Raw genomic sequence first — 18,134 nt, forward strand, 5'->3', positions numbered from 1 at the left:
CATTGAAACAGCGCTTAAGCTGGCTGCGCATTCAGAGTCCGCCACATGCGGCGCAGTTCACCACCACGATCCGCTATCCATGTCCACACCAAAACCACACAACTGAGAAACAAAACCCCCATATCACCCCAATTATCGGCGTCTCCTAAAATCAGGTAATCACGCACAGCGAAACCGAGGGTAAAAGCGAACACAGACCCGGCGATCATGGTCACCCCCGGGATCTGTGAGGGACGCCACGCGCACAGGAGCAGGGCCAACGCGAACCCAAACTGAACGCTCGCCGCCTGCAACAACAGCGCGCCAGTATGCGGGTCCGCCACCGGGTCAAGCACACCATTGGCCGTTGTCGTTCCCAAAAACGGGCCCGATTGGACGACGGTGATCAAGGCCCACACCAGCGTCCACAGCCCTAACGCGACGAGCCCCAGCCTGCCTAATAGCAACGCCATGTGCCGGCGGCGGGCAAACCGGCGCCACTCCGGTTCCACTCCGGCCATAATTGAGTCGGTTAAATCTTTCGGTGGTGCCATCCCACCATCAACGTCCACGAACGCTAATGTTTGCGACAAAGACAGCGCCTTGTCCCAGTACGCTTTGCACTGCGCACAGTTAGCCACGTGTGCATCCACGACAGCGTCGTCAAGCCCGGTCGGTTCTCCGTCGATACGCGCGGAAAGTGCCTGCTGAATCTCGCCATGATCAACCACGGTTAAGCACCTCGTCAACGCTTATCCGTCCGGCACCGAAAACGACGACCATCACCAGCGAAACAATCAACACCATGGGATACTCGATACCACCGTCATGCACAAAGAAACCATTACCAAGGTGCACAAAATATAGTGCGGCCGCCACCAGCAAGGCCAGGACCCCAGCCATGAAGGTGGCTAGCAACCCAATGAAAAGCAACGCCCCACAAATAAGTTCAACCGATCCCACCAGGAATGCTGAAAGCTTGGGTTGTGGAATGCCACGGTGGGTGAAATCCGCAGCCACCTTCTCCATTCCGTCGACGAACCAGTGCTGATATCCGCGTGCTACAAACACCACTCCCAGCACAATGCGCACTAGAAGGAGGGTGATATCGCGAATCACGGGCCTGTTCATGCTTGTTAGACTACCCCGTACCGATCGCTTCATTGCCCACAAGGACACCATTTTGGAATTCTGGCACCGCTTCGACTCCCCCATCGGCCCACTCTCGCTGTGCGCCACAGAACGTGGTCTGGCCCGTGTCGCCTTTGCCTCAGAGCACCCTCCCACCCCCAGCGACAGCACCAATCACATTCTTGAAAAAGCCATCGTGTGGCTTCAGTCCTACTTTTCAGGCAGGTTTCTGCCCGTGGATTTTCCGCTTGAGCTTGACGACGATTCCTTTACCCGACGCGCCCAATGGGCCCTGGCCGATATTCCTCCCGGCTCGACGCGTTCATACTTCTGGCTTGCGCAGGCAGCAGGCTCTCCCTCTGCGATTCGTGCCGCCGGTACCGCATGCGCAACCAATCCGTTGCCCTTGGTTTTGCCGTGTCATCGCATCGTGCGCGCCGATGGCACAGTGGGGCGCTACAGAGGCGGACAACTTGTGAAAGTGTGGCTTTTAGAGCACGAAAGGAACCACGGGGCAACAACAGGAGTCTAAAGGGTATGGAAGACACCACAATAAGCACAGAATCGAACACAGAAATGAGCACAGTAAATTCCGCAGATACTGGTTTGATCATTGGTACTGACGGTAAAGCGCGTCCCAGATGGGCCACCGCGAGCGACATGCTGCGCACGTACTATGACACCGAATGGGGCATGCCGGTTCGAACCGAGCAGGGTGTGTATGAAAGGCTCTGCCTGGAAGGTTTCCAAGCTGGGCTGTCCTGGCAGTTAGTCCTTCGCAAAAGGGACGCGCTGCGGGAATACTTTCATGGCTTTGACCCCGATCGTGTTGCGTCTATGGGCGGCATCGAGGATGCGCTTAACGACGATCGCTTGATCCGTAATCGCCTCAAACTCCAGGCCGTAATCACTAATGCTCGGGCCACGCTCGCTCTACGCGACGACCCAGAAGTAGACGGAGGACTGGCAGAATTTATCTGGTCATTCCAGCCGAAATCTACTCCACAGCCGCGAACACTAGATGAGGTGCCGACAACCTCCGACGAGTCAGTAGCGATGGCACGGGCACTAAAGGAAAAAGGGTTTAAGTTTGTGGGCCCAACTACCTGCTTCGCGCTCATGGAAGCGATTGGCATCGTCGACACACACCTCGTGGGCTCATGGAGGCGTGGTTCTTCTGGAGTGTGGGCATAACCAGGGCGCGTGCGAGCGCTGACTTTCGATCAGTGGTGGACTAATTCTTTTAGCCCACGCGACGCTCCGCGGCCCCAGGCACCGACGCCGGAGCGTCAGTGTCAGCGTCGTCAGCGTCGTCAGCGTCGTCAGCGTCGCTGTGAAATACTTGGGCCGATGTGACTGGGAGGTGATCAAAATCAGGTGATTCATCGTCCAGCTCTACGATGATCGCACCAGGGCGACGCAGCTCCGCCGGAATTGGTGCTTCTTTGTCGGCGAAGCGCACCCCAAGGCGGGCGCGCCGCAACTGTCGTACACGACGCAAGCGCAATTCCTGCTCCTGGCGTACTAGGGTGCGCAGCGCAATCAGGTACCACACCATCATCCCAACCACCACAGCAGGTGCGGCCCAGGCCCACCCACCGGCGATCAACGCGAAGATTCCGCCGACGACTAGTGCTATGCACAGCCCGAAGAATGTCCGCTGGCGCCGCTGGTAGCGGGTCACTCGATGAGTCTTATCGGCGACAGGATCCCAGCCGCCACGTCCGCGACGAGATTCCGCGAACGCGAGTTCTTCTTCAGTCAGCTCATCGTCCGGCTCAGTCAGTTTATCGTCCGGATCAGTCAGCTCGGCGGAGTCCTCGTTGACATCATGGGTGCTGTCCAGGATGGAGATAACGGTTGAGCCTGAAGACTCAAAGCCCAGATCCTCCGGGGTGAGGTACGACTCATGCGTTTCATAGGTGAGTTCCTCGTGGATGAGTCCCTCAGCATCCTCAGCATCCTCAGCATCCTCAGCATCCTCGCTGGAGTATTCGCTTTCTTCTTCGCCTGCAGGTACAACGCTGTCGAAAGTGTCCTCAGGGTGGTCGTCGACAAGCTCTCCCTCGATCGTGTCTTCAGCGCGGGTGGCAAAGATTTCCCGGTCGCGGACGAGATCCGTGTCATCTATCAACAAGGTCGAGCCCGCAGGCTCCGCATCTACTTCGACAACCTCCAAGTCGAGGGCGTCATCGTCACCGTAACGCACATCGGCGCGGGTCAATTTCGGCCGCCGACGTGGCTGAACCGGCTCCGTGCCCCCTTGATGCAGAACGCGGGTTTCGTCGTATGCCTCGCCAGACCGGCGGATTGGCTTACTGGTGCCGCCGAACACAAGAGGTGCAAGAACGAACAACCACACGACGACGATGAGGACGATCATCAGACTGCCGGACACTGATCGCGCCACCTTCCCACTGGATAATTAGTACTCAAGCCTTCAGGCTATCGTCAGCGCAACTTCTCACCACGAGCCACGCCGGTAAAAATGCGAATCGTCCACAGCATCAGGGCAGGACACGCCCCGCCCTGAGCAGCCGGGCGAGCGCAGAGTCCGGATAATCATCAATATTCTGCGCCACAAAGTGGTGGTCCTGCCAGCGGCCGTCGATATGCAAATTGCCTTTCAAAAAGCCTTCTCTCCGGTACCCCACCAACTCCAACACACGCCCGGATGCCGGATTGTGAGGCAAGAAAGTCGCTGTCAGACGGTGCAACCCCACCCTAGAAAACCCCAAATCAGTGCCAAGCGCACACGCAACCGTTGCCACGCCCTGTCCCATAAACGGCGAGGCAACCCAGTACCCGATCCACGCCTCCCCGATCGAACCGTGCTGAATATTGCCGATGGTGACTTGGCCCGCAAACTCGCCGTTGACCTCAATCACCAGCGGGACAACAATGCCTTTCGTCGCCCACCCACGCAAGTTACGGAAGTTAATCCGCCATGCCGCGGTGGTATGCGCCGACTTCCACGTGCCCGCCACGGTCGGTTCCACTGGACGCAGCCAGTGCTCGTCGAGAATCCGCAGCTCGCTCCACGTCGGCCCATCCGAAGACAAGAGGGGACGCAGCCGAATCCGCCAACCGTTAGGAAGAACAACTGTGCGGGTCGCCTCCGGCCACCCAGGGTGGATGGCATGACGCGAACCCGTAGAGGGAGAACGAACACGGCGCGCCCCGAAACCAAGAAAGTCATACATAAAAGTTAAATTCCAAGCCCAACTAGGAGCGCTGCTGCATAAACAGCACGTCAACAACGTCACCAGGGCGGACCTCAGTGACATCCTCTGGAATCCTGATCATGGCATTAGATTCAGCCAGACCTGCAAGCAGGTGTTCCGCGCCGCCACGCGTTCCGACGAGGCCCTCTACCAGGTAGTCCCGTGTTTCTGCATCGCGCATCAGGCGGGCTCGGATATAGCCACGGCGGCCGGATACGGAAGAGATGTGGCCCAACGCGCGAGCCTGAACGCTGCGGCGCTGCGCCACCCGCTTCCCCAGGGACGTACGAATAGCGGGGCGCACGATGACATCAAAAACCACCAACGCGCTCACAGGATTTGATGGCAGAAGGAAAACTGGAACACGGTCCTGCCCCAACAGGCCAAAACCCTGGGTCGAACCGGGATGCATCGCGACACGCGTGGTGTCGATATCACCCAGCTCTGCAAGCACTGCGTGCAGGGCCTCAGCACCCGAGCCACCAACAGCGCCGGAAATGACAACAAACTCGCTACGAGACACCTCATTAGCAATCAGTTCACGGAGCCGTCGTGGTTCCGCATTCGCGATGCCAACTCGGTGTACATCCGCCCCCGCTTCCTTCGCTGCGGCAGCTAAAGAGTAGGAGTTTATGTCAAACACTTGGCCCAAACTTGGATCTCGGTCAATGTCAACCAACTCGTATCCAAACGACATGATGGTCACCCGCGGGCGGGGATACACCAAAACTTTGTCGCGTCCCGCAGCAGCTAACAAGCCGATCTGGGCTGGGCCCAACACAACTCCGGCTGATACGGCAACATCGCCTGGCTGAATATCAGCCCCTTCCTTCCGGATGAAATCCCCGGAACTTACTGGCTGGTGCGCAACCATCCGTTTCCGTCCGCGGTCCGACCACCCCAAGGGCAACACCGCGTCTGCCAACGTCGGGATCGGGGCGCCCGTAGCAACGCGCACCACTTGACGGGGCTGCAAACGCAGAGGCTTTTGCGAACCGGCAGCAACCTCACCAACAACAGGAAAAGAACGCTCAGACGATGGGGGTTGCTCATTGTCGCGGCCCCTTTTCTGGCTACCACTTAAACCACGCGTACCGCCCACATCAACAGAACGAACTGCATAGCCATCAACCGCCGCCTGGGCAAACCCTGGCACCGGACGGGTAGCTTCTACTTCCTCCGCACACATCAAACCGAGAGCATCGGTGATACCAATCCGGACAGGTTCAGGAGTCGGGGCGGCATCAACCACCATGGCTAGTTGTTCTTCCACGCTGCGCACGGCAACTCCTTCACGTCAGTGGGTTCAAAGATACTGAGCTAGCGGTTCTGCGCCTCGTAATCAGCGATGATCTGTTTCACAGCCTTAAAGATTGCCGGCCCATACTCTGCGTGGCGAATCCCAAAATCAACATTGGCAGGAATATATCCCGCAGGATTGCCCAAATCATGGCGTTTGCCTTCATGAATCACAATATGCACAGGGTGGCCTTCCTGAATCATCAACTCGATGGCGTCAGTAAGCTGAAGTTCACCACCCTTGCCGGGAGTGATGCGTCGTAAAGCGTCAAAAATCCCACGGTCGAGCAGGTAACGTCCAGCTGCGACCAGCGTCGACGGGGCATCAGCGGGATCCGGCTTCTCTACCATTCCGCGGACAGATTTCACTCGCGCGGTAGGTAACGAAGAAGCAGAATCAATCTCTTCCACGTCGAACACGCCGTAGTTGAACACTTCCTCGCGCGATACATTAAAGGCACACAACACGCTCCCACCAAGCTCTGCACGCACCTTGGCCATCTTGCTCATCACATCATTGGGCAGCACGATATCGTCGGGCAGCATCACGGCAACCACGTCTTCATCATCATCAAGCACTGATTCTGCCAGCCCAACGGCGTGTCCAAGCCCGAGTGGCTTATCTTGCGTCACCTCAACCGCAGTGACTAGGGAGTGTGCTCGCGCAACCTTCTGAACCTGCTCACCCTTGCCGCGATCTGCTAGCGTCGCACAAAGCTCATCGAAGGGCCCAAAATGGCGCATCACTTCACCTTTTTCTGGCGCCGTGATCACTGCGAGACGCTTCGCACCAAGCGCCGCCGCTTCTTCGGCAATCAGCTCGATTCCAGGGGTGTTAACAACGGGCAAGAGTTCCTTTGGCACCGTCTTGGTGGCAGGGAGGAAACGTGTACCCATGCCAGCTGCTGGCACGACCACGGTTTTCACTCCATGTTGGAGGTCTTCGTTCGGCTTCCGCATAAGGATTAAGTCTACCCCGCGCCGCCACCAAAAATTGTTAGCGCCCCTCTATGGTTGGGTTATGCCTGAGAAAAAGAAGCGCAAAGATGACATTCGCGCCCGATTGCGTAGCGCCCGCGCAGATATGTCAGCCACACGCACCGAGAAGAGACGGGCGGACGCTTCCATTGTGGCTTTCGCAGCGGCCTACGTCCGCGGATTGAAAAACCCCTCCCCACACGTCGCAGCCTATTGCCCGCTTCCCGAGGAGCCCGGCTACGATTATTTGCTCACCGCCTTAGCCTCACAAGCAGCGTCGATTTTGTTGCCAATCGCCATGCCCAGCGGCGCGCTTGAGTGGGCACCCTACCGCGGACAATCGGACCTCGAGTCCGGAACATTAGGCATTTGGCAGCCCACCGGACCCCGCCACGGCAATGAGGCGCTGGCTCGCTGCGACGCAATCTTCCTTCCCGCGCTCGCCATCGACGCCAATGGCAACAGGCTAGGCAAAGGCGCCGGCTACTACGATCGCGCGTTGGCGGGCATCAAAGGTCACGTACCGGTAATCGCGTTGGTGTACGACCATGAGCTTATCGACGAGCTACCGTCCAACGAATTCGATATCCCCGTCGACTCCGCCATCACCCCAGCAGGTTTCCACGACCTTCAGGCTTAGGCTTTGACGGAGCCATCGACAACGGCGAGTTTCGACAACGGCGAGTTTTTCCATCTGGAGGGGAACCGAACCGCAATCCAGGCAGTCTAAAAGGGTATGACACCTCCTGTAGCTTCCGAGTTCTCTCCGACAATCTCATCGACGCTCTCCTCGGCCCGCAACGCTTTGGTGACGCCTGGATACCAACGAGCACGAATGATGCGTCGTGTGTTAGCGCTGGCCCTGTGTGTGGTCGCGTTTGCCAGTGGACTGGCGTCGTTACGCGCGACCGACCCAGCAATTGTCACGTACGCTGTCGATGTACCAGCTGGGACAGTGCTTAACGACGAGCACCTGCAACTTACTCGTGTACCGGCATCAATCGTTCCTGCGCGCTCCACGGATAACGTGGAAGAGGTAGTTGGCCAGGTTGCGGCAACACATGGATCTCCTGGGCAGCCCGTAGCCACGAACCACCTTCTCGGAGAAGAACTGACCGCCGATTTTGTCAGGTCCGACACAGATGAGGGAGGTGGGGTGACCTACACCATGGTTCCAGTCAAGTTGGCGGAACCCGACATTCTGCCTCTTCTTCATTCCGGTGATGAGGTGAGTGTGATTTCCACTAACGACGACGGAGCCCATCCGCGGGTTATTGCCGCAGGGGGACGGGTGATCCTTGCAGGCCAAGAATCGGACACTGCAACAGACTCAGTGCTGATTTCACTGAGTGAAAGCGATGCGCACGCAGTGGCCTCCGCCTCCCTCAACCAACCGCTTACAGTTATCTTGACAGGGGAACGGACGCGTACCACCTCGCCCGATGGCGCTCCGGGATGATCCAAGTAGCTTGAACAGCTCCCTAGTTGTAAAGTGCTACCGGTACCTGTGTACACCCTGAGGATGTACATGACACCAGAAATATCGTTTCCTATGAAGGAGAAACTATGCTGCAAGGCTTCAAAGAATTTATCATGCGCGGTAATGTCATCGAGCTGGCCGTCGGTGTCGTCATCGGCGCGGCGTTCACGGGCATTGTTACCGCTTTCTCAGATAACCTCATCAACCCCCTGATCGCTGCCCTGGGTGGCGCAGACTTCTCCGGGCTCGGATTCCACGTCATCCCCGGCAATGATGCGACCTTCTTGGACTTCGGTGCAGTGATCACCGCGGCCATCAACTTCCTGCTCATCGCGGCAGTCGTGTACTTCGCTATTGTCGCACCAATGAACAAGCTGAGTGAGGCCCAGGCGCGCCGCAAGGGTGTTGACCCTGAGGAACCAGCACCGACTGATGTAGAGCTGCTCGCCGAGATCCGCGATCTGCTGCAATCCCAAGCAGGCAAAACCGACACTGTGTAGCCTGACCAGGGCTTTTAGCCCTACCGCGAGAAGCAAAAATCTGGCCCAGCGCTGAATGCGAGAGGCCAGATTTCTTATCGTTTCTGCCAGCGGAGCAGACTACTCGCCGTGATGGGGCGGGCGCTCGTTGTGATAGAACTCCTCCCCCTCCAAGGTTTCCGCGCCGACCTCGTCGTCAAGCTCCACCATGCGAATCTCATCGCTGCTGGAAGCAGACTGACCACCAGGGGTATCCATCGAGCGATCATAATCGCCGGCGGGGGACTTCTTCACTACGCGACGACCTCGGCGCCGAGGACCAGACGATTGCGTCAAAGCACTCCCTCACTTTCACCCTGGGCAGCTCGATGCTGCCGATTGTGTTTATTGCACACTGTATTTGTTGAGCTCACTGAGCAGATGGAGTACAAGAGGCATCGCTGTAGCAATACCATCACGGATCGCCTTGCGCGATGATGCAAGGTTCACAACTACTGTGCCCGCAGACACTCCACAGATCCCGCGCGACGTGCACGCATCAACAGCACCGACGGCGTGGCCGGAATTCCGCACAGCCTGCCCGACACCAGGTACTAGCTGATCAATGACACCGCGGGTCGCTTCTGGGGCTTTATCTCGCGGTCCGACGCCGGTACCACCGACGGTTAGAACGAGGTCCACACCGCCGACTACTGCAGTCTCGATGGACTTACGAATATCCGATTTCTTCGACCGCACGTTAACCACACCGTCCACCTTGAATCCCGCCTCGGAGAGCAACTCGAAGACGAGGTCCCCTGTGCCGTCGTCGCCTTCGTCATATTTATGGTCCGAAATGAGGACAACGAGTGCGCGCCGTACTCGAGGAAGATCGTCCACCAACTCAGCAGCTCTCAAGTAAGCGTCATCCGGCTCGGCAAACTCGAGGTCATCGAGAGTTTTACTCACGGGTTCTCCTTCAACAAAGTAGTAGGCAGACTCTAATTAGAGGCCTACTGGTAACTTACTCGGAACTGAGGGTTACCTCTACCTCTCGTGTCTCTTCCGAGTCTCGGGGGTGGACCAAGAGGGTAACGGTCTCCCCAAAATCCTGCGAACGAGTCGCAGCAATTAGTGCGTCAGCGGTATCGATCTGCCGGTCATTAAGCTGGACGATCACGTCGCCTTCTTCGATACCCGCAGCAGCGGCCGGCCCCCCCTCGGGAACACCCACAACAAGCGCCCCGTCGACCGGATTCCTGCTATCAACTTGGACACCCAACATTGGTTGAGAAGCCTCCCCCTCGTTGATCAATTGGTCTACCACCCGCTTCGCAAAATTCGATGGGATTGCAAAACCCAAACCAATCGAGCCAGCCGAGTTAGAGCTGGTAGACAACGATGCAATAACCGAGTTAATGCCAATCAGGTTGCCGTTCATGTCAACCAAAGGCCCACCCGAGTTACCGGGGTTGATTGCGGCATCAGTTTGGATGGCGTCAATCAGTGAACTTTCGCCACCGCCCTGAGCTGCGCGCACGGGCCGGTTCAGTGCTGAGACAATACCGCTAGTTACAGTGGCCGACAATCCCAGCGGAGATCCCACAGCCACGACCTGCTGTCCAACAGCAAGCTCGTTGGAATCGCCGAAATTCAGCACCGGTAAACCTTCAACATCGCGGATCTTGATAACGGCAATATCCGTATTCACATCGGAAGCGACGTAATCTGCCACATGCTTTTCGCCATTGTTAAGTGTGACTTGAATCGCCCCACTGCCCTCCCCCTGTGCGGACACAACGTGATGGTTGGTCAGAACGTAGCCATCGGAGGAGATAATCGAGCCGGAACCGTCTGCAACACCAATTGCGGACGCAACCTGGATCGAGACCACCGCCGGTAAAACTTGTTCCGCGACCTGCTCGACCGACCCTTCAGGGGCAGGCTCCGACGACGACACGCTCGGCTGTTCTATTGCACTGTACGATTTCGTGCTTCCAGTATTACCGGCAACATACCCAGTAACACCACCGACAACAAGCGAGGTAACTACAGCCAGAGCGATTGCGGTACCGGCCCCAATCCCTTCCTTCTGTTTGGTGTCTTGGAGCATGTGCTGCGGGTATGGCCCTGGCTGCTGGTAGGGCCCTAACTGTTGGAAGTGTCCTTGCGCACTGTGGTGCTGAGGATCTTCTGCGCGCGGAGCATAATTGTGGGGGCCCTGATCGCCCGTGCCGGTGTTAGGAGCGCCGTACGGGTAGCCGGGGGAACCAGACGACGGGCCTGATGGCGTGGTGCCTTGTCCGGAATCTTGTCCAAACTGTGGATGACGTTGATCAGGATTGTTCATAGTGCTAAATTATCCACCTTCGCTCTGTGGGAATACTTGTTCCGTATAACTACAACGCGTAGTGGTAGCTGAAGGTTCCCTGTGTGCAGCAGACGAGTTTATTCGGCTCGGGAGTTATCCCCCTACCTCTTCGGATTGGGCGTCATGGCTGGCATCGCTCACTTCATCGCTGCCCGGCTGAGCTACTGACGAACGCCCGCCAGGCTCGCCCGGGAAAACAACTCGGAAACGAGCACCCCCATCATCCGACTCCTCCACTGTCACACTGGTGTCGTGCCGATCGAAAACTTGTTTTGTAATGGAAAGGCCAAGACCGGAGCCTGGCATGGCGTGAGATTCCGCTGAGCGGTAAAACCGTTCGAAAACCTTAAGCCGTTCCTCTTCCGGGATTCCGGGGCCAGAATCGTCGACAAGCAACACTGCCTTGTACCGTCCGGCCTTCAAAGAAATGCGCACCGTGCCACCCTTGGGCGACCATTTACTCGCGTTATCCAGGAGGTTCAAAGTCGCACGCTGCAGTGCATGACTGTCGCCTTCGATGATCCACGGGTCTGCATGGAATTGGAAGACTATATCGGTACGGCGGCGGCGCACTCGCTCAAGAGCGTTCTCTAACACATCATCTAGCTCTACCGGCTCAAACGCGTTATCAGGTGCCTCATCACGTGCCAAATCGACAAGATCACCGATCAGGGTTGACATTTCCTCCATCTGGGCAAGCACATCGCGCTCCAGGTCCCTGCGATCATCCTCCGAGATCTGATCTTGTTGGTCGCTGTTGTACAGCATCATCAGCAGTTCAATATTGGTACGCATCGAGGTCAACGGAGTTTTCAGCTCATGGCCGGCATCGGCAACAAGCCGGGTTTGGCGCACGCGCGACTCCTGCTGCGCTCCCAACATCTCATTAAATGAAGTAGTAAGCTGCGCCAGCTCATCATTTCCGACAACCTCAATGGGCTTCAAATCATCCGTTTGCGTCACGTTGTCTATAGCGCGCTGCAACCGTGCAAGGGGCCTCAAGCCCGCCTTCGCCACCACTATGCCCACCGCGATTGCCAATAAAATGCCTAAACCTGCAATCACTAGCAGCATAGCGCCCAAGGAGCTGATCAGCTCCTGAGTGGGCTCCATGTTCTGCGCGAGACCAACCGTCGCTCCCGCAGAATTTCGCTTGGTCAGGATGCGCTCATTTCCGACAGTACGGACAGAGGTTTGCTCACCGTTTCCGGAATCAGAAAAATCGCCACCCAAGGGAATGTTATCTCCAACAAAGAGCTGCCACGCAGGCGGCGATACCGAAATCCGGATATCTGGGTTGTACGTTTTAAAAAGATCGACCTCATGGCGGAGGTTATTTTGGTAAAGCGGGTCGAGCGTTCGCGTGATCAGCGAGGAGGCTTTGTCGTCTAAGTCCCGGTCTACCGCCGCCTTCAGGGACTGAGACATCGTCCAATAGGTCACGGTAGTCATCGCACCCACTGCGATTACCACCATCACTGCAGTCGTCAGCGCAATCTGCCACCGCAGTGAGGTACCCCTCCCGAAAAGGATATGATGGCCGAGTTCAGGAGAACTATCTACGTGATAGTCCTCCACTTCGGCGGGTTTCCGTAAGATCACGGAGCGGTCTCCCGCAGAACATAGCCGACACCACGCACTGTATGAATTAAGCGGACCTCGCCATCAGCCTCCGTCTTACGCCGCAGGTATCCGATATACACCTCCAGAGCGTTTCCCGATGTTGGGAAGTCATACCCCCACACCTCTTCAAGAATGGTCTGCCGCGACAGAACACGGCGAGGATTTTGCATAAGAAGCTGCAGCAAAGCAAACTCGGTCCGCGTCAAAGAGATGGCCCGTTCACCACGACGAACATCGCGAGTTTCCGGATCCAAGTGCAAATCCTCGAAAACCAGCTCTGCACTACCTCGTGCACCGCTACCGATAGAGTCAGCGGCTGCACGGCGCAACAAAGAGCGCACCCGAGCGAGCAATTCTTCGAGGGCAAACGGCTTCGGCAAGTAGTCGTCGGCACCTGCGTCTAGGCCCGCTACCCGGTCAGACACGCCATCACGCGCTGTCAGGATCAAAATGGGCTGATCGTAGCCAGATGAACGCAGTGTCCGGCACACGCCTAAACCATCCAGCTTGGGCATCATCACGTCAAGCACTATGAGGTCAGGGCGTTCGCGCTTGATCACCTCGAGCGCTTCCTCGCCATCTTCGGCAAGACTGACATCGTAGCCATTGAAACGCAGGGACCGCCGCAATGATTCGCGGACTGCCTGCTCATCGTCCACAACTAAAACTTTCATATCTCTATTATGTCCTACCGATCTGAAAAAGTTTTTAAATAAGCGGAAATAGGTTTCAGGTTCAACTCAGCACCTACTTTATACAGTGGCGACTCCGCTCGCGCATTGAGGTCCACACTTTTCCAACAGTCGCCCCAATATTTCCAGCATTACACTCCGCAGCAACTTTACTTATAATAGCTACACAACTGTGGCCAGGCGACGTTTGCCACCAGCAATAGTCGGGCGAACGAAAAAGGCAACCCCCAGACTGTGCTGGGGGTTGCCTCAAACTCCGGGAGCCGCATCGGCCCGAAAAGGAATAAGTGTTCTGCTGAAAACTAGAATTGCTCGACGTCGATCAGGCCCTGCTGCGCGGCCTTGACCAGACGGCGTGGGATCCGGACGGTCTGCCCGTCGATCTTCACTTCCTGCAGCTGAACGTTGTCAGCTTTCCACTGGGAGCGACGCATGCGCGTGTTCGCGCGGGACATCTTAAACTTTGGGGTTGCCATTGTGTGCTTTCCTCCTTCGCCTTACTCTGCGGACTTCTTCTTGCGGCGAGCCATGCCGCCGAATCGCTTGTTGAACTTCTCAACGCGGCCAGCGGTATCCATAACGCGCTGTGCACCGGTCCAGAACGGGTGAGACTCGCTGGTGACGTCAACGACGATCAGCGGGTACTCGGCCCCTTCGTACTCAACAGTACGGTCGGAGGTAGCGGTGGAACGAGTCAGGAACTGGAAACCAGTACCTGCGTCCTGGAACACTACCGGGTGGTAATCCGGGTGGATGTCCTTCTTCATATCTATTCGTTTCCCTCAGGGTTGATACCACGGGTCGGTTCCCCAGCATCATTGATTACTGTCTGGAGATCGTGCCCGGGTTGGGTGCGAAAATGTACTTTTATCCTGCAGCGACCGTCGCTTAACGACGAACACTAGCGGACAACTTGGATTATCTTACAGCTCACCCACCATTTTTTGAAATCGTTGGCCCTCCCACTCGTCCAGTTGGTTTGAGGCGGATAACGATGGGATTGACGGAAGCGGCTGTGAAAAATCATGGATCGAATGTGCCACGCAAGCTTCATGCGCGTGACAGGACAATGCGTTCGCTACGGTTGGCTAAGTCACTGGGACATCTGGGGTTATAATTAGGAAATCTGGCTGACAACGGGTAGTGTTATTCCTCGCTGTTGTCGAAGTACACGTTTACGCCCCGTCAACCGGCTACCTGTGGCACCCTCGGGCCTAGGCCAACCTCACTTTTCGGCCTAACCTCACATTTCCCAGTATGGTGTCACTCGAAGGTTGAGCCATGTCGTGGGCGGCAAGGAGAAAGAAGCTAACCCATGTCGGCTATTTGCCAGGTCACGGGACGGAAGCCGCAATTCGGCAAAACCGTCTCGCACTCGCACCGCCGCCACTCGCGCCGTTGGAACCCCAACATTCAGCGCAAGCGGTTTTACCTGCCCTCTGAGGGCCGTACCATCACTTTGAACGTTTCTACTAAGGGTCTGAAGGTTATCGACCGCGACGGTATTGAGTCCGTTGTTGCGAAGATCCGCGCCCGTGGGGAGAAGATCTAACAGATGGCACGTAACGATATCCGCCCGATCATCAAGCTGAAGAGCACTGCGGGCACCGGTTACACCTACGTAACCCGTAAGAACAAGCGCAACAATCCGGATCGCATCACTTTGAAGAAGTACGATCCAGTAGCGAAGAAGCACGTCGAATTCCGCGAGGAGCGATAATTTATGGCTAAGAAGTCTATGATCGCTAAGAATGAGAAGCGCAAGGAGATTGTCGCTCGCTACGCAGAGCGTCGCGCTGAGCTCAAGGCAATCATCAGGAACCCAAACACCTCTGACGAGGATCGTCTGGATGCACAGTTCGAATTGAATAAGCAGCCACGCGATGCATCCCCAGTGCGTGTCCGCAACCGCGATGCACAGGACGGCCGCCCACGCGGTTACCTGCGTAAGTTCGGTCTGTCCCGTGTCCGTATGCGTGGCATGGCTCACCGCGGTGAGCTGCCAGGCGTTCGCAAGTCCTCGTGGTAAAAGGGAGAGTGTCTCTACATGAAGCGTAATAATCGCAAGCCACGGGTTGAGCAGTCCCGTCGCCCAAAGAAGAACCCGCTCAAGGCCGAGGGCATCGAGCAGGTGGACTACAAGGACGTCAAGACCCTTCGTCTGTTCATCTCCGATCGCCACAAGATCCGCTCGCGTCGCGTCACTGGCCTGACGCCACAGCAGCAGCGCCAGGTTGCTACCGCTGTGAAGAACGCCCGCGAAATGGCTCTCCTGCCGTTCACTAGCCGCTAAACACGGTTGATTGGACGATAGCAGCACTGAGTTCGAAAAAGCGCCCGCACCCACATCAGTTTGTGGGGCGGGCGCTTTCTTTTTGTTGGGTTATTCTAGCTCAATGTAGTTCTCGTCGTACTCGAAGGAGCTTGGTTTCCGCTTGAGTGATTTCCCTTGAAGGGTATCCACTGGAAGCAGATTATTGACCTCCTCTACAGTGTTGCCCGTGCTGAGGTCAGTTACAGATCCACCACCGCCACTGTCAATTACAAGCAGGTACTGGTCATCAGCGCTTGCCAGGTTGATCTTCTGATTTCCAAGGTTGTCGCCGGACTCCGCAAAAACTTCTTCACCCGAATCAAGGTCCAGCACAACAAGCCCTGTCTCCGATGAGAACAAATGCTTACTTACTATGGTAACAACATCGTTTGCCCCTAGCCGCACTTGCATGTCTTTGCTTTCCGAGGCTGCGGGGATTGCAGTTTCGGCAGTAATAATCTCACCCGGGTTCCATTCTCGGACTATGGAAGGTCGAACACGATAATCCGAATCCACCTTGTCGAAGCCAGATCTTCTTTCTTGGTACTCTAGCCAGTCGTTTTTGCGATACCCTACGGCGAACACCCCCTCAGACGTTGCCCGCCAATGGGATACATGGAAGTCTCTAACGATTTCTTCTTTCGCGTCCGACAGAATGTTGTGCGAGTAGCTCGCTCCTGCCTGATCGGAGTAGTACACTTTTGCTTCACCATTATGGAGCGAGAAGCTCGGCTCTTCGCCTACGCTTTCAAACGTGAAATCGCTAACAACCTCGCCCTGGCTCTTACTCACGATAATCATGCGGTTGTCTCGCGCTCCCACTCCGTAGGGGTACATCTCCGCATCGAACGTCGGATCATTCTCACCGAAAAAGCCTCCGAAGCTTCTTCCCTGAGTTGACTGATAAAAATATACGTTCTCATCGTCTACAGCAACAGGGTACAAATCACGATCAACATCGTCAGGCAATGCCACCGGACTTTCTGTGATAGTTTCACCGTTCTCTAGATTGATCACGGCTACATGCGCTGCTTCCTTTTTGTTCGTCAACCCACTCGCAGATTGAGTCCAGCGCTCGACGATGATCGCATGAACCATGTCGTCAATAATTTGAAACGCCACTTTTTTCTGGGCATCGGAGTTTCTCGAAAAATTTGGGAAATCGAAAGCCCGATAATAGGCCATACCGTTCAAAGATGTCACAGCAGCGTCATCGGCAGGTTGAAAGTACGCGTTCTCCATCGGTCGGGTGAACGCGGGGTTGTCTGCGAGTCGAATTAACCACGACCGATAGACGGGTTCAATTGACCTGCCATACATGGTCCAATTCTCGGGATCCTCCAACTCTGGATACCACTCTCCAAAAGCGGCCGTAATGGGGAAATTTGGTAAGAACTGCCCATAAGACCACTTTGGTATGAGCGATCCCCATGTAGCGAACAGGTACTCATCAGGGATGTTCTCTGCGACGTGCTCTACCGTAAATTCTCCACTGTCAACACTCGATTCCTCGGTACAGGCTACCAATGAGCTCGCTGTCAGTGTGATCGCTAGCCAGAGGCCACTGGACTTCAGTTTCTGTTTTTTATTGTTTATATACATGGTGCTTCGTGAACCCTTCTACATGAGGTTCTCTTCTTGGACTACTTGCTGGGTGAGGGCTTTTACAAAATGCCATTCCCCTTGCTTTTCCAAGAAGAGCATGAACCATGGAACTTCGTGGATGACCGATCCATCTTCGTTTACTACATTGATTCCAACCAGTGCAGCAGAGTCGATTCCGTAGTGCGTATAGATTCGATCGATCGAATCGCTTAACATCAAAGACCCTAAGTGAGCATCATCCGCATCGGTGATGCTCATCAACTCTTTCACATCAACAACACCCGCCGGTTCATACGCTTGTGGCGCATCAGCAGGGATAATGAGGGATTCCGAGTACGATTCTTGCGCATCTTCAGCGTATTCAGGTAGCGTGTGCTCCTCTATCCACTGGTGAGCTTCGTCGATATTTTCGACCGCTACAAGCTCGTCAGCCATGGTTATTGGCCGAGCTTCACCAATCCCGTCGGCACTGCACCCTCCAAGTGCCCCCATGGTTCCACCAATTGCGATGAGCAGGCCACCCCCCTTAAAATGCACTTTTTTAAAAGTTAAAAACAACCCTTCTCCCCTTTTCCGGATCCCACGATTTAGGCCGAAGCAACCGTGGTCTCCTAAAATAACCATCTCCCTCATGGGAAACTCGCCCCTAAATCTTACATGGTTTTGACATTTGAACATGCCAATTAACCACTTAAATTAGTAATGCCGAACTAGAGCAATCTAGATGTTCTGATATTCGCCTTCTCGAGCCACATCCTCAAAGTAGACACACAGCCGGGCAATTAACGCGCGCTTACGTCCACGCCCCTACTGGCAGGCCGCCACGGGAAGGTCAGACGTGATCGTCGTTAAGCTCTGGGCGAGTTCTGTCGCCATCGCTTGGGCTGTGGCGTAGGAACCGTCGGCAGGCGACGCGGTAAGCGCCACTGCGACGTCGCCGTGAGGGCCTGCGAAACGTCTGAACTGGCGCACATCGTACA

General features: G+C 56.0%; 25 protein-coding genes. 9 read left to right on the forward strand and 16 right to left on the reverse strand.

Annotation, left to right across the window (positions count from 1 at the left end; all coding sequences use genetic code 11):
* Positions 1–14: 14 nt before the first annotated feature.
* Together CKV99_RS07780 and CKV99_RS07785 are read right to left on the reverse strand one after the other, a co-directional pair.
* Positions 15–710, reverse strand: a complete 696-nt coding sequence (locus tag CKV99_RS07780) for a zf-HC2 domain-containing protein (protein ID WP_092258637.1) — start codon at positions 708–710, stop codon at positions 15–17.
* A complete protein-coding gene (locus CKV99_RS07785) occupies positions 703–1,110 on the reverse strand; it encodes a DoxX family protein (protein ID WP_092258640.1) in 408 nt (135 codons plus the stop codon). The genes CKV99_RS07780 and CKV99_RS07785 overlap by 8 nt, the downstream gene beginning before the upstream one ends.
* On the opposite strand from CKV99_RS07785, the gene CKV99_RS07790 reads away from it, so the two are divergent.
* Both CKV99_RS07790 and CKV99_RS07795 read left to right on the forward strand, forming a co-directional pair.
* Positions 1,109–1,642 carry a methylated-DNA--[protein]-cysteine S-methyltransferase gene (locus CKV99_RS07790; protein WP_092258643.1) on the forward strand — a complete coding sequence of 178 codons (534 nt, stop codon included), beginning with the start codon at positions 1,109–1,111 and terminating at the stop codon, positions 1,640–1,642. The two genes, CKV99_RS07785 and CKV99_RS07790, sit on opposite strands and share 2 nt — an antisense overlap.
* A 44-nt stretch (positions 1,643–1,686) precedes the next feature.
* Positions 1,687–2,304 carry a DNA-3-methyladenine glycosylase I gene (locus tag CKV99_RS07795; RefSeq protein WP_092258818.1) on the forward strand — a complete coding sequence of 206 codons (618 nt, stop codon included), beginning with the start codon at positions 1,687–1,689 and terminating at the stop codon, positions 2,302–2,304.
* Between the two features lie 49 nt (positions 2,305–2,353).
* Here the strand turns inward: CKV99_RS07795 and sepX are convergent, their stop codons facing one another.
* The 4 genes from sepX to CKV99_RS07815 form a co-directional block, all read right to left on the reverse strand.
* Complete coding sequence (gene sepX / locus CKV99_RS07800; protein ID WP_092258646.1) at positions 2,354–3,508, reverse strand: divisome protein SepX/GlpR; 1,155 nt, start codon at positions 3,506–3,508, stop codon at positions 2,354–2,356.
* A gap of 109 nt (positions 3,509–3,617) precedes the next feature.
* Positions 3,618–4,313, reverse strand: coding sequence for a GNAT family N-acetyltransferase (locus CKV99_RS07805; protein WP_092258649.1), 696 nt, complete (start codon positions 4,311–4,313; stop codon positions 3,618–3,620).
* Positions 4,314–4,335: 22 nt separating this feature from the next.
* Positions 4,336–5,616, reverse strand: a complete 1,281-nt coding sequence (glp, locus tag CKV99_RS07810; protein ID WP_092258652.1) for a molybdotransferase-like divisome protein Glp — start codon at positions 5,614–5,616, stop codon at positions 4,336–4,338.
* Between the two features lie 38 nt (positions 5,617–5,654).
* The gene (locus CKV99_RS07815) at positions 5,655–6,593 is read right to left on the reverse strand and encodes a UTP--glucose-1-phosphate uridylyltransferase (protein WP_092258655.1); all 939 of its coding nucleotides are present in this window, start codon (positions 6,591–6,593) and stop codon (positions 5,655–5,657) included.
* Positions 6,594–6,654: 61 nt separating this feature from the next.
* On the opposite strand from CKV99_RS07815, the gene CKV99_RS07820 reads away from it, so the two are divergent.
* The 3 genes from CKV99_RS07820 to mscL all read left to right on the forward strand — a co-directional run bounded on the left by CKV99_RS07820 (position 6,655) and on the right by mscL (position 8,591).
* Positions 6,655–7,251, forward strand: coding sequence for a 5-formyltetrahydrofolate cyclo-ligase (locus CKV99_RS07820; RefSeq protein WP_092258658.1), 597 nt, complete (start codon positions 6,655–6,657; stop codon positions 7,249–7,251).
* A 96-nt stretch (positions 7,252–7,347) separates the two neighbouring features.
* Positions 7,348–8,070 carry an SAF domain-containing protein gene (locus CKV99_RS07825; protein WP_092258661.1) on the forward strand — a complete coding sequence of 241 codons (723 nt, stop codon included), beginning with the start codon at positions 7,348–7,350 and terminating at the stop codon, positions 8,068–8,070.
* A 107-nt stretch (positions 8,071–8,177) separates the two neighbouring features.
* Entirely contained in the window at positions 8,178–8,591 is a 414-nt protein-coding gene (gene mscL / locus CKV99_RS07830) for a large conductance mechanosensitive channel protein MscL (RefSeq protein ID WP_092258664.1), read from the forward strand.
* 99 nt (positions 8,592–8,690) lie between these two features.
* Here the strand turns inward: mscL and CKV99_RS07835 are convergent, their stop codons facing one another.
* The 7 genes from CKV99_RS07835 to CKV99_RS07865 form a co-directional block, all read right to left on the reverse strand.
* Positions 8,691–8,864 carry a hypothetical protein gene (locus tag CKV99_RS07835; protein WP_231909980.1) on the reverse strand — a complete coding sequence of 58 codons (174 nt, stop codon included), beginning with the start codon at positions 8,862–8,864 and terminating at the stop codon, positions 8,691–8,693.
* A gap of 90 nt (positions 8,865–8,954) precedes the next feature.
* Positions 8,955–9,518, reverse strand: coding sequence for a MogA/MoaB family molybdenum cofactor biosynthesis protein (locus tag CKV99_RS07840; RefSeq protein ID WP_092258670.1), 564 nt, complete (start codon positions 9,516–9,518; stop codon positions 8,955–8,957).
* 55 nt (positions 9,519–9,573) lie between these two features.
* Positions 9,574–10,899 (reverse strand): S1C family serine protease, encoded by a 1,326-nt coding sequence (locus CKV99_RS07845; RefSeq protein WP_169872618.1) that lies wholly within the window; start codon positions 10,897–10,899, stop codon positions 9,574–9,576.
* 114 nt (positions 10,900–11,013) lie between these two features.
* Entirely contained in the window at positions 11,014–12,522 is a 1,509-nt protein-coding gene (locus CKV99_RS07850) for a sensor histidine kinase (RefSeq protein ID WP_092258673.1), read from the reverse strand.
* The gene (locus CKV99_RS07855) at positions 12,519–13,217 is read right to left on the reverse strand and encodes a response regulator transcription factor (RefSeq protein WP_092258675.1); all 699 of its coding nucleotides are present in this window, start codon (positions 13,215–13,217) and stop codon (positions 12,519–12,521) included. The genes CKV99_RS07850 and CKV99_RS07855 overlap by 4 nt, the downstream gene beginning before the upstream one ends.
* Before the next feature lie 320 nt (positions 13,218–13,537).
* On the reverse strand, positions 13,538–13,711 hold the full coding sequence (gene rpmF / locus CKV99_RS07860; protein WP_092258677.1) for a 50S ribosomal protein L32: 174 nt from the start codon (positions 13,709–13,711) through the stop codon (positions 13,538–13,540).
* Between the two features lie 21 nt (positions 13,712–13,732).
* Positions 13,733–14,002, reverse strand: coding sequence for a type B 50S ribosomal protein L31 (locus CKV99_RS07865; protein WP_092258679.1), 270 nt, complete (start codon positions 14,000–14,002; stop codon positions 13,733–13,735).
* A gap of 548 nt (positions 14,003–14,550) precedes the next feature.
* On the opposite strand from CKV99_RS07865, the gene rpmB reads away from it, so the two are divergent.
* The 4 genes from rpmB to rpsR are packed head-to-tail and all read left to right on the forward strand — an operon-like array spanning position 14,551 to position 15,528.
* Positions 14,551–14,787, forward strand: coding sequence for a 50S ribosomal protein L28 (gene rpmB / locus CKV99_RS07870; RefSeq protein ID WP_092258682.1), 237 nt, complete (start codon positions 14,551–14,553; stop codon positions 14,785–14,787).
* Between the two features lie 3 nt (positions 14,788–14,790).
* Entirely contained in the window at positions 14,791–14,955 is a 165-nt protein-coding gene (gene rpmG / locus CKV99_RS07875) for a 50S ribosomal protein L33 (RefSeq protein ID WP_018581097.1), read from the forward strand.
* Between the two features lie 3 nt (positions 14,956–14,958).
* Complete coding sequence (gene rpsN / locus CKV99_RS07880; RefSeq protein ID WP_092258685.1) at positions 14,959–15,264, forward strand: 30S ribosomal protein S14; 306 nt, start codon at positions 14,959–14,961, stop codon at positions 15,262–15,264.
* A gap of 18 nt (positions 15,265–15,282) precedes the next feature.
* Positions 15,283–15,528: a 30S ribosomal protein S18 gene (gene rpsR / locus CKV99_RS07885; protein ID WP_092258688.1), complete on the forward strand. Its 246-nt coding sequence runs from the start codon at positions 15,283–15,285 to the stop codon at positions 15,526–15,528.
* A gap of 90 nt (positions 15,529–15,618) precedes the next feature.
* Here the strand turns inward: rpsR and CKV99_RS07890 are convergent, their stop codons facing one another.
* The 3 genes from CKV99_RS07890 to CKV99_RS14770 all read right to left on the reverse strand — a co-directional run bounded on the left by CKV99_RS07890 (position 15,619) and on the right by CKV99_RS14770 (position 18,126).
* On the reverse strand, positions 15,619–17,151 hold the full coding sequence (locus CKV99_RS07890) for a hypothetical protein (protein WP_092258691.1): 1,533 nt from the start codon (positions 17,149–17,151) through the stop codon (positions 15,619–15,621).
* Between the two features lie 18 nt (positions 17,152–17,169).
* The gene (locus CKV99_RS07895; protein WP_143063435.1) at positions 17,170–17,787 is read right to left on the reverse strand and encodes a hypothetical protein; all 618 of its coding nucleotides are present in this window, start codon (positions 17,785–17,787) and stop codon (positions 17,170–17,172) included.
* A 174-nt stretch (positions 17,788–17,961) separates the two neighbouring features.
* Entirely contained in the window at positions 17,962–18,126 is a 165-nt protein-coding gene (locus tag CKV99_RS14770; protein ID WP_231909981.1) for a hypothetical protein, read from the reverse strand.
* Positions 18,127–18,134: the final 8 nt, after the last annotated feature.

This window comes from Corynebacterium cystitidis (genome assembly GCF_900187295.1).
GTDB classification, from domain to species: domain Bacteria; phylum Actinomycetota; class Actinomycetes; order Mycobacteriales; family Mycobacteriaceae; genus Corynebacterium; species Corynebacterium cystitidis.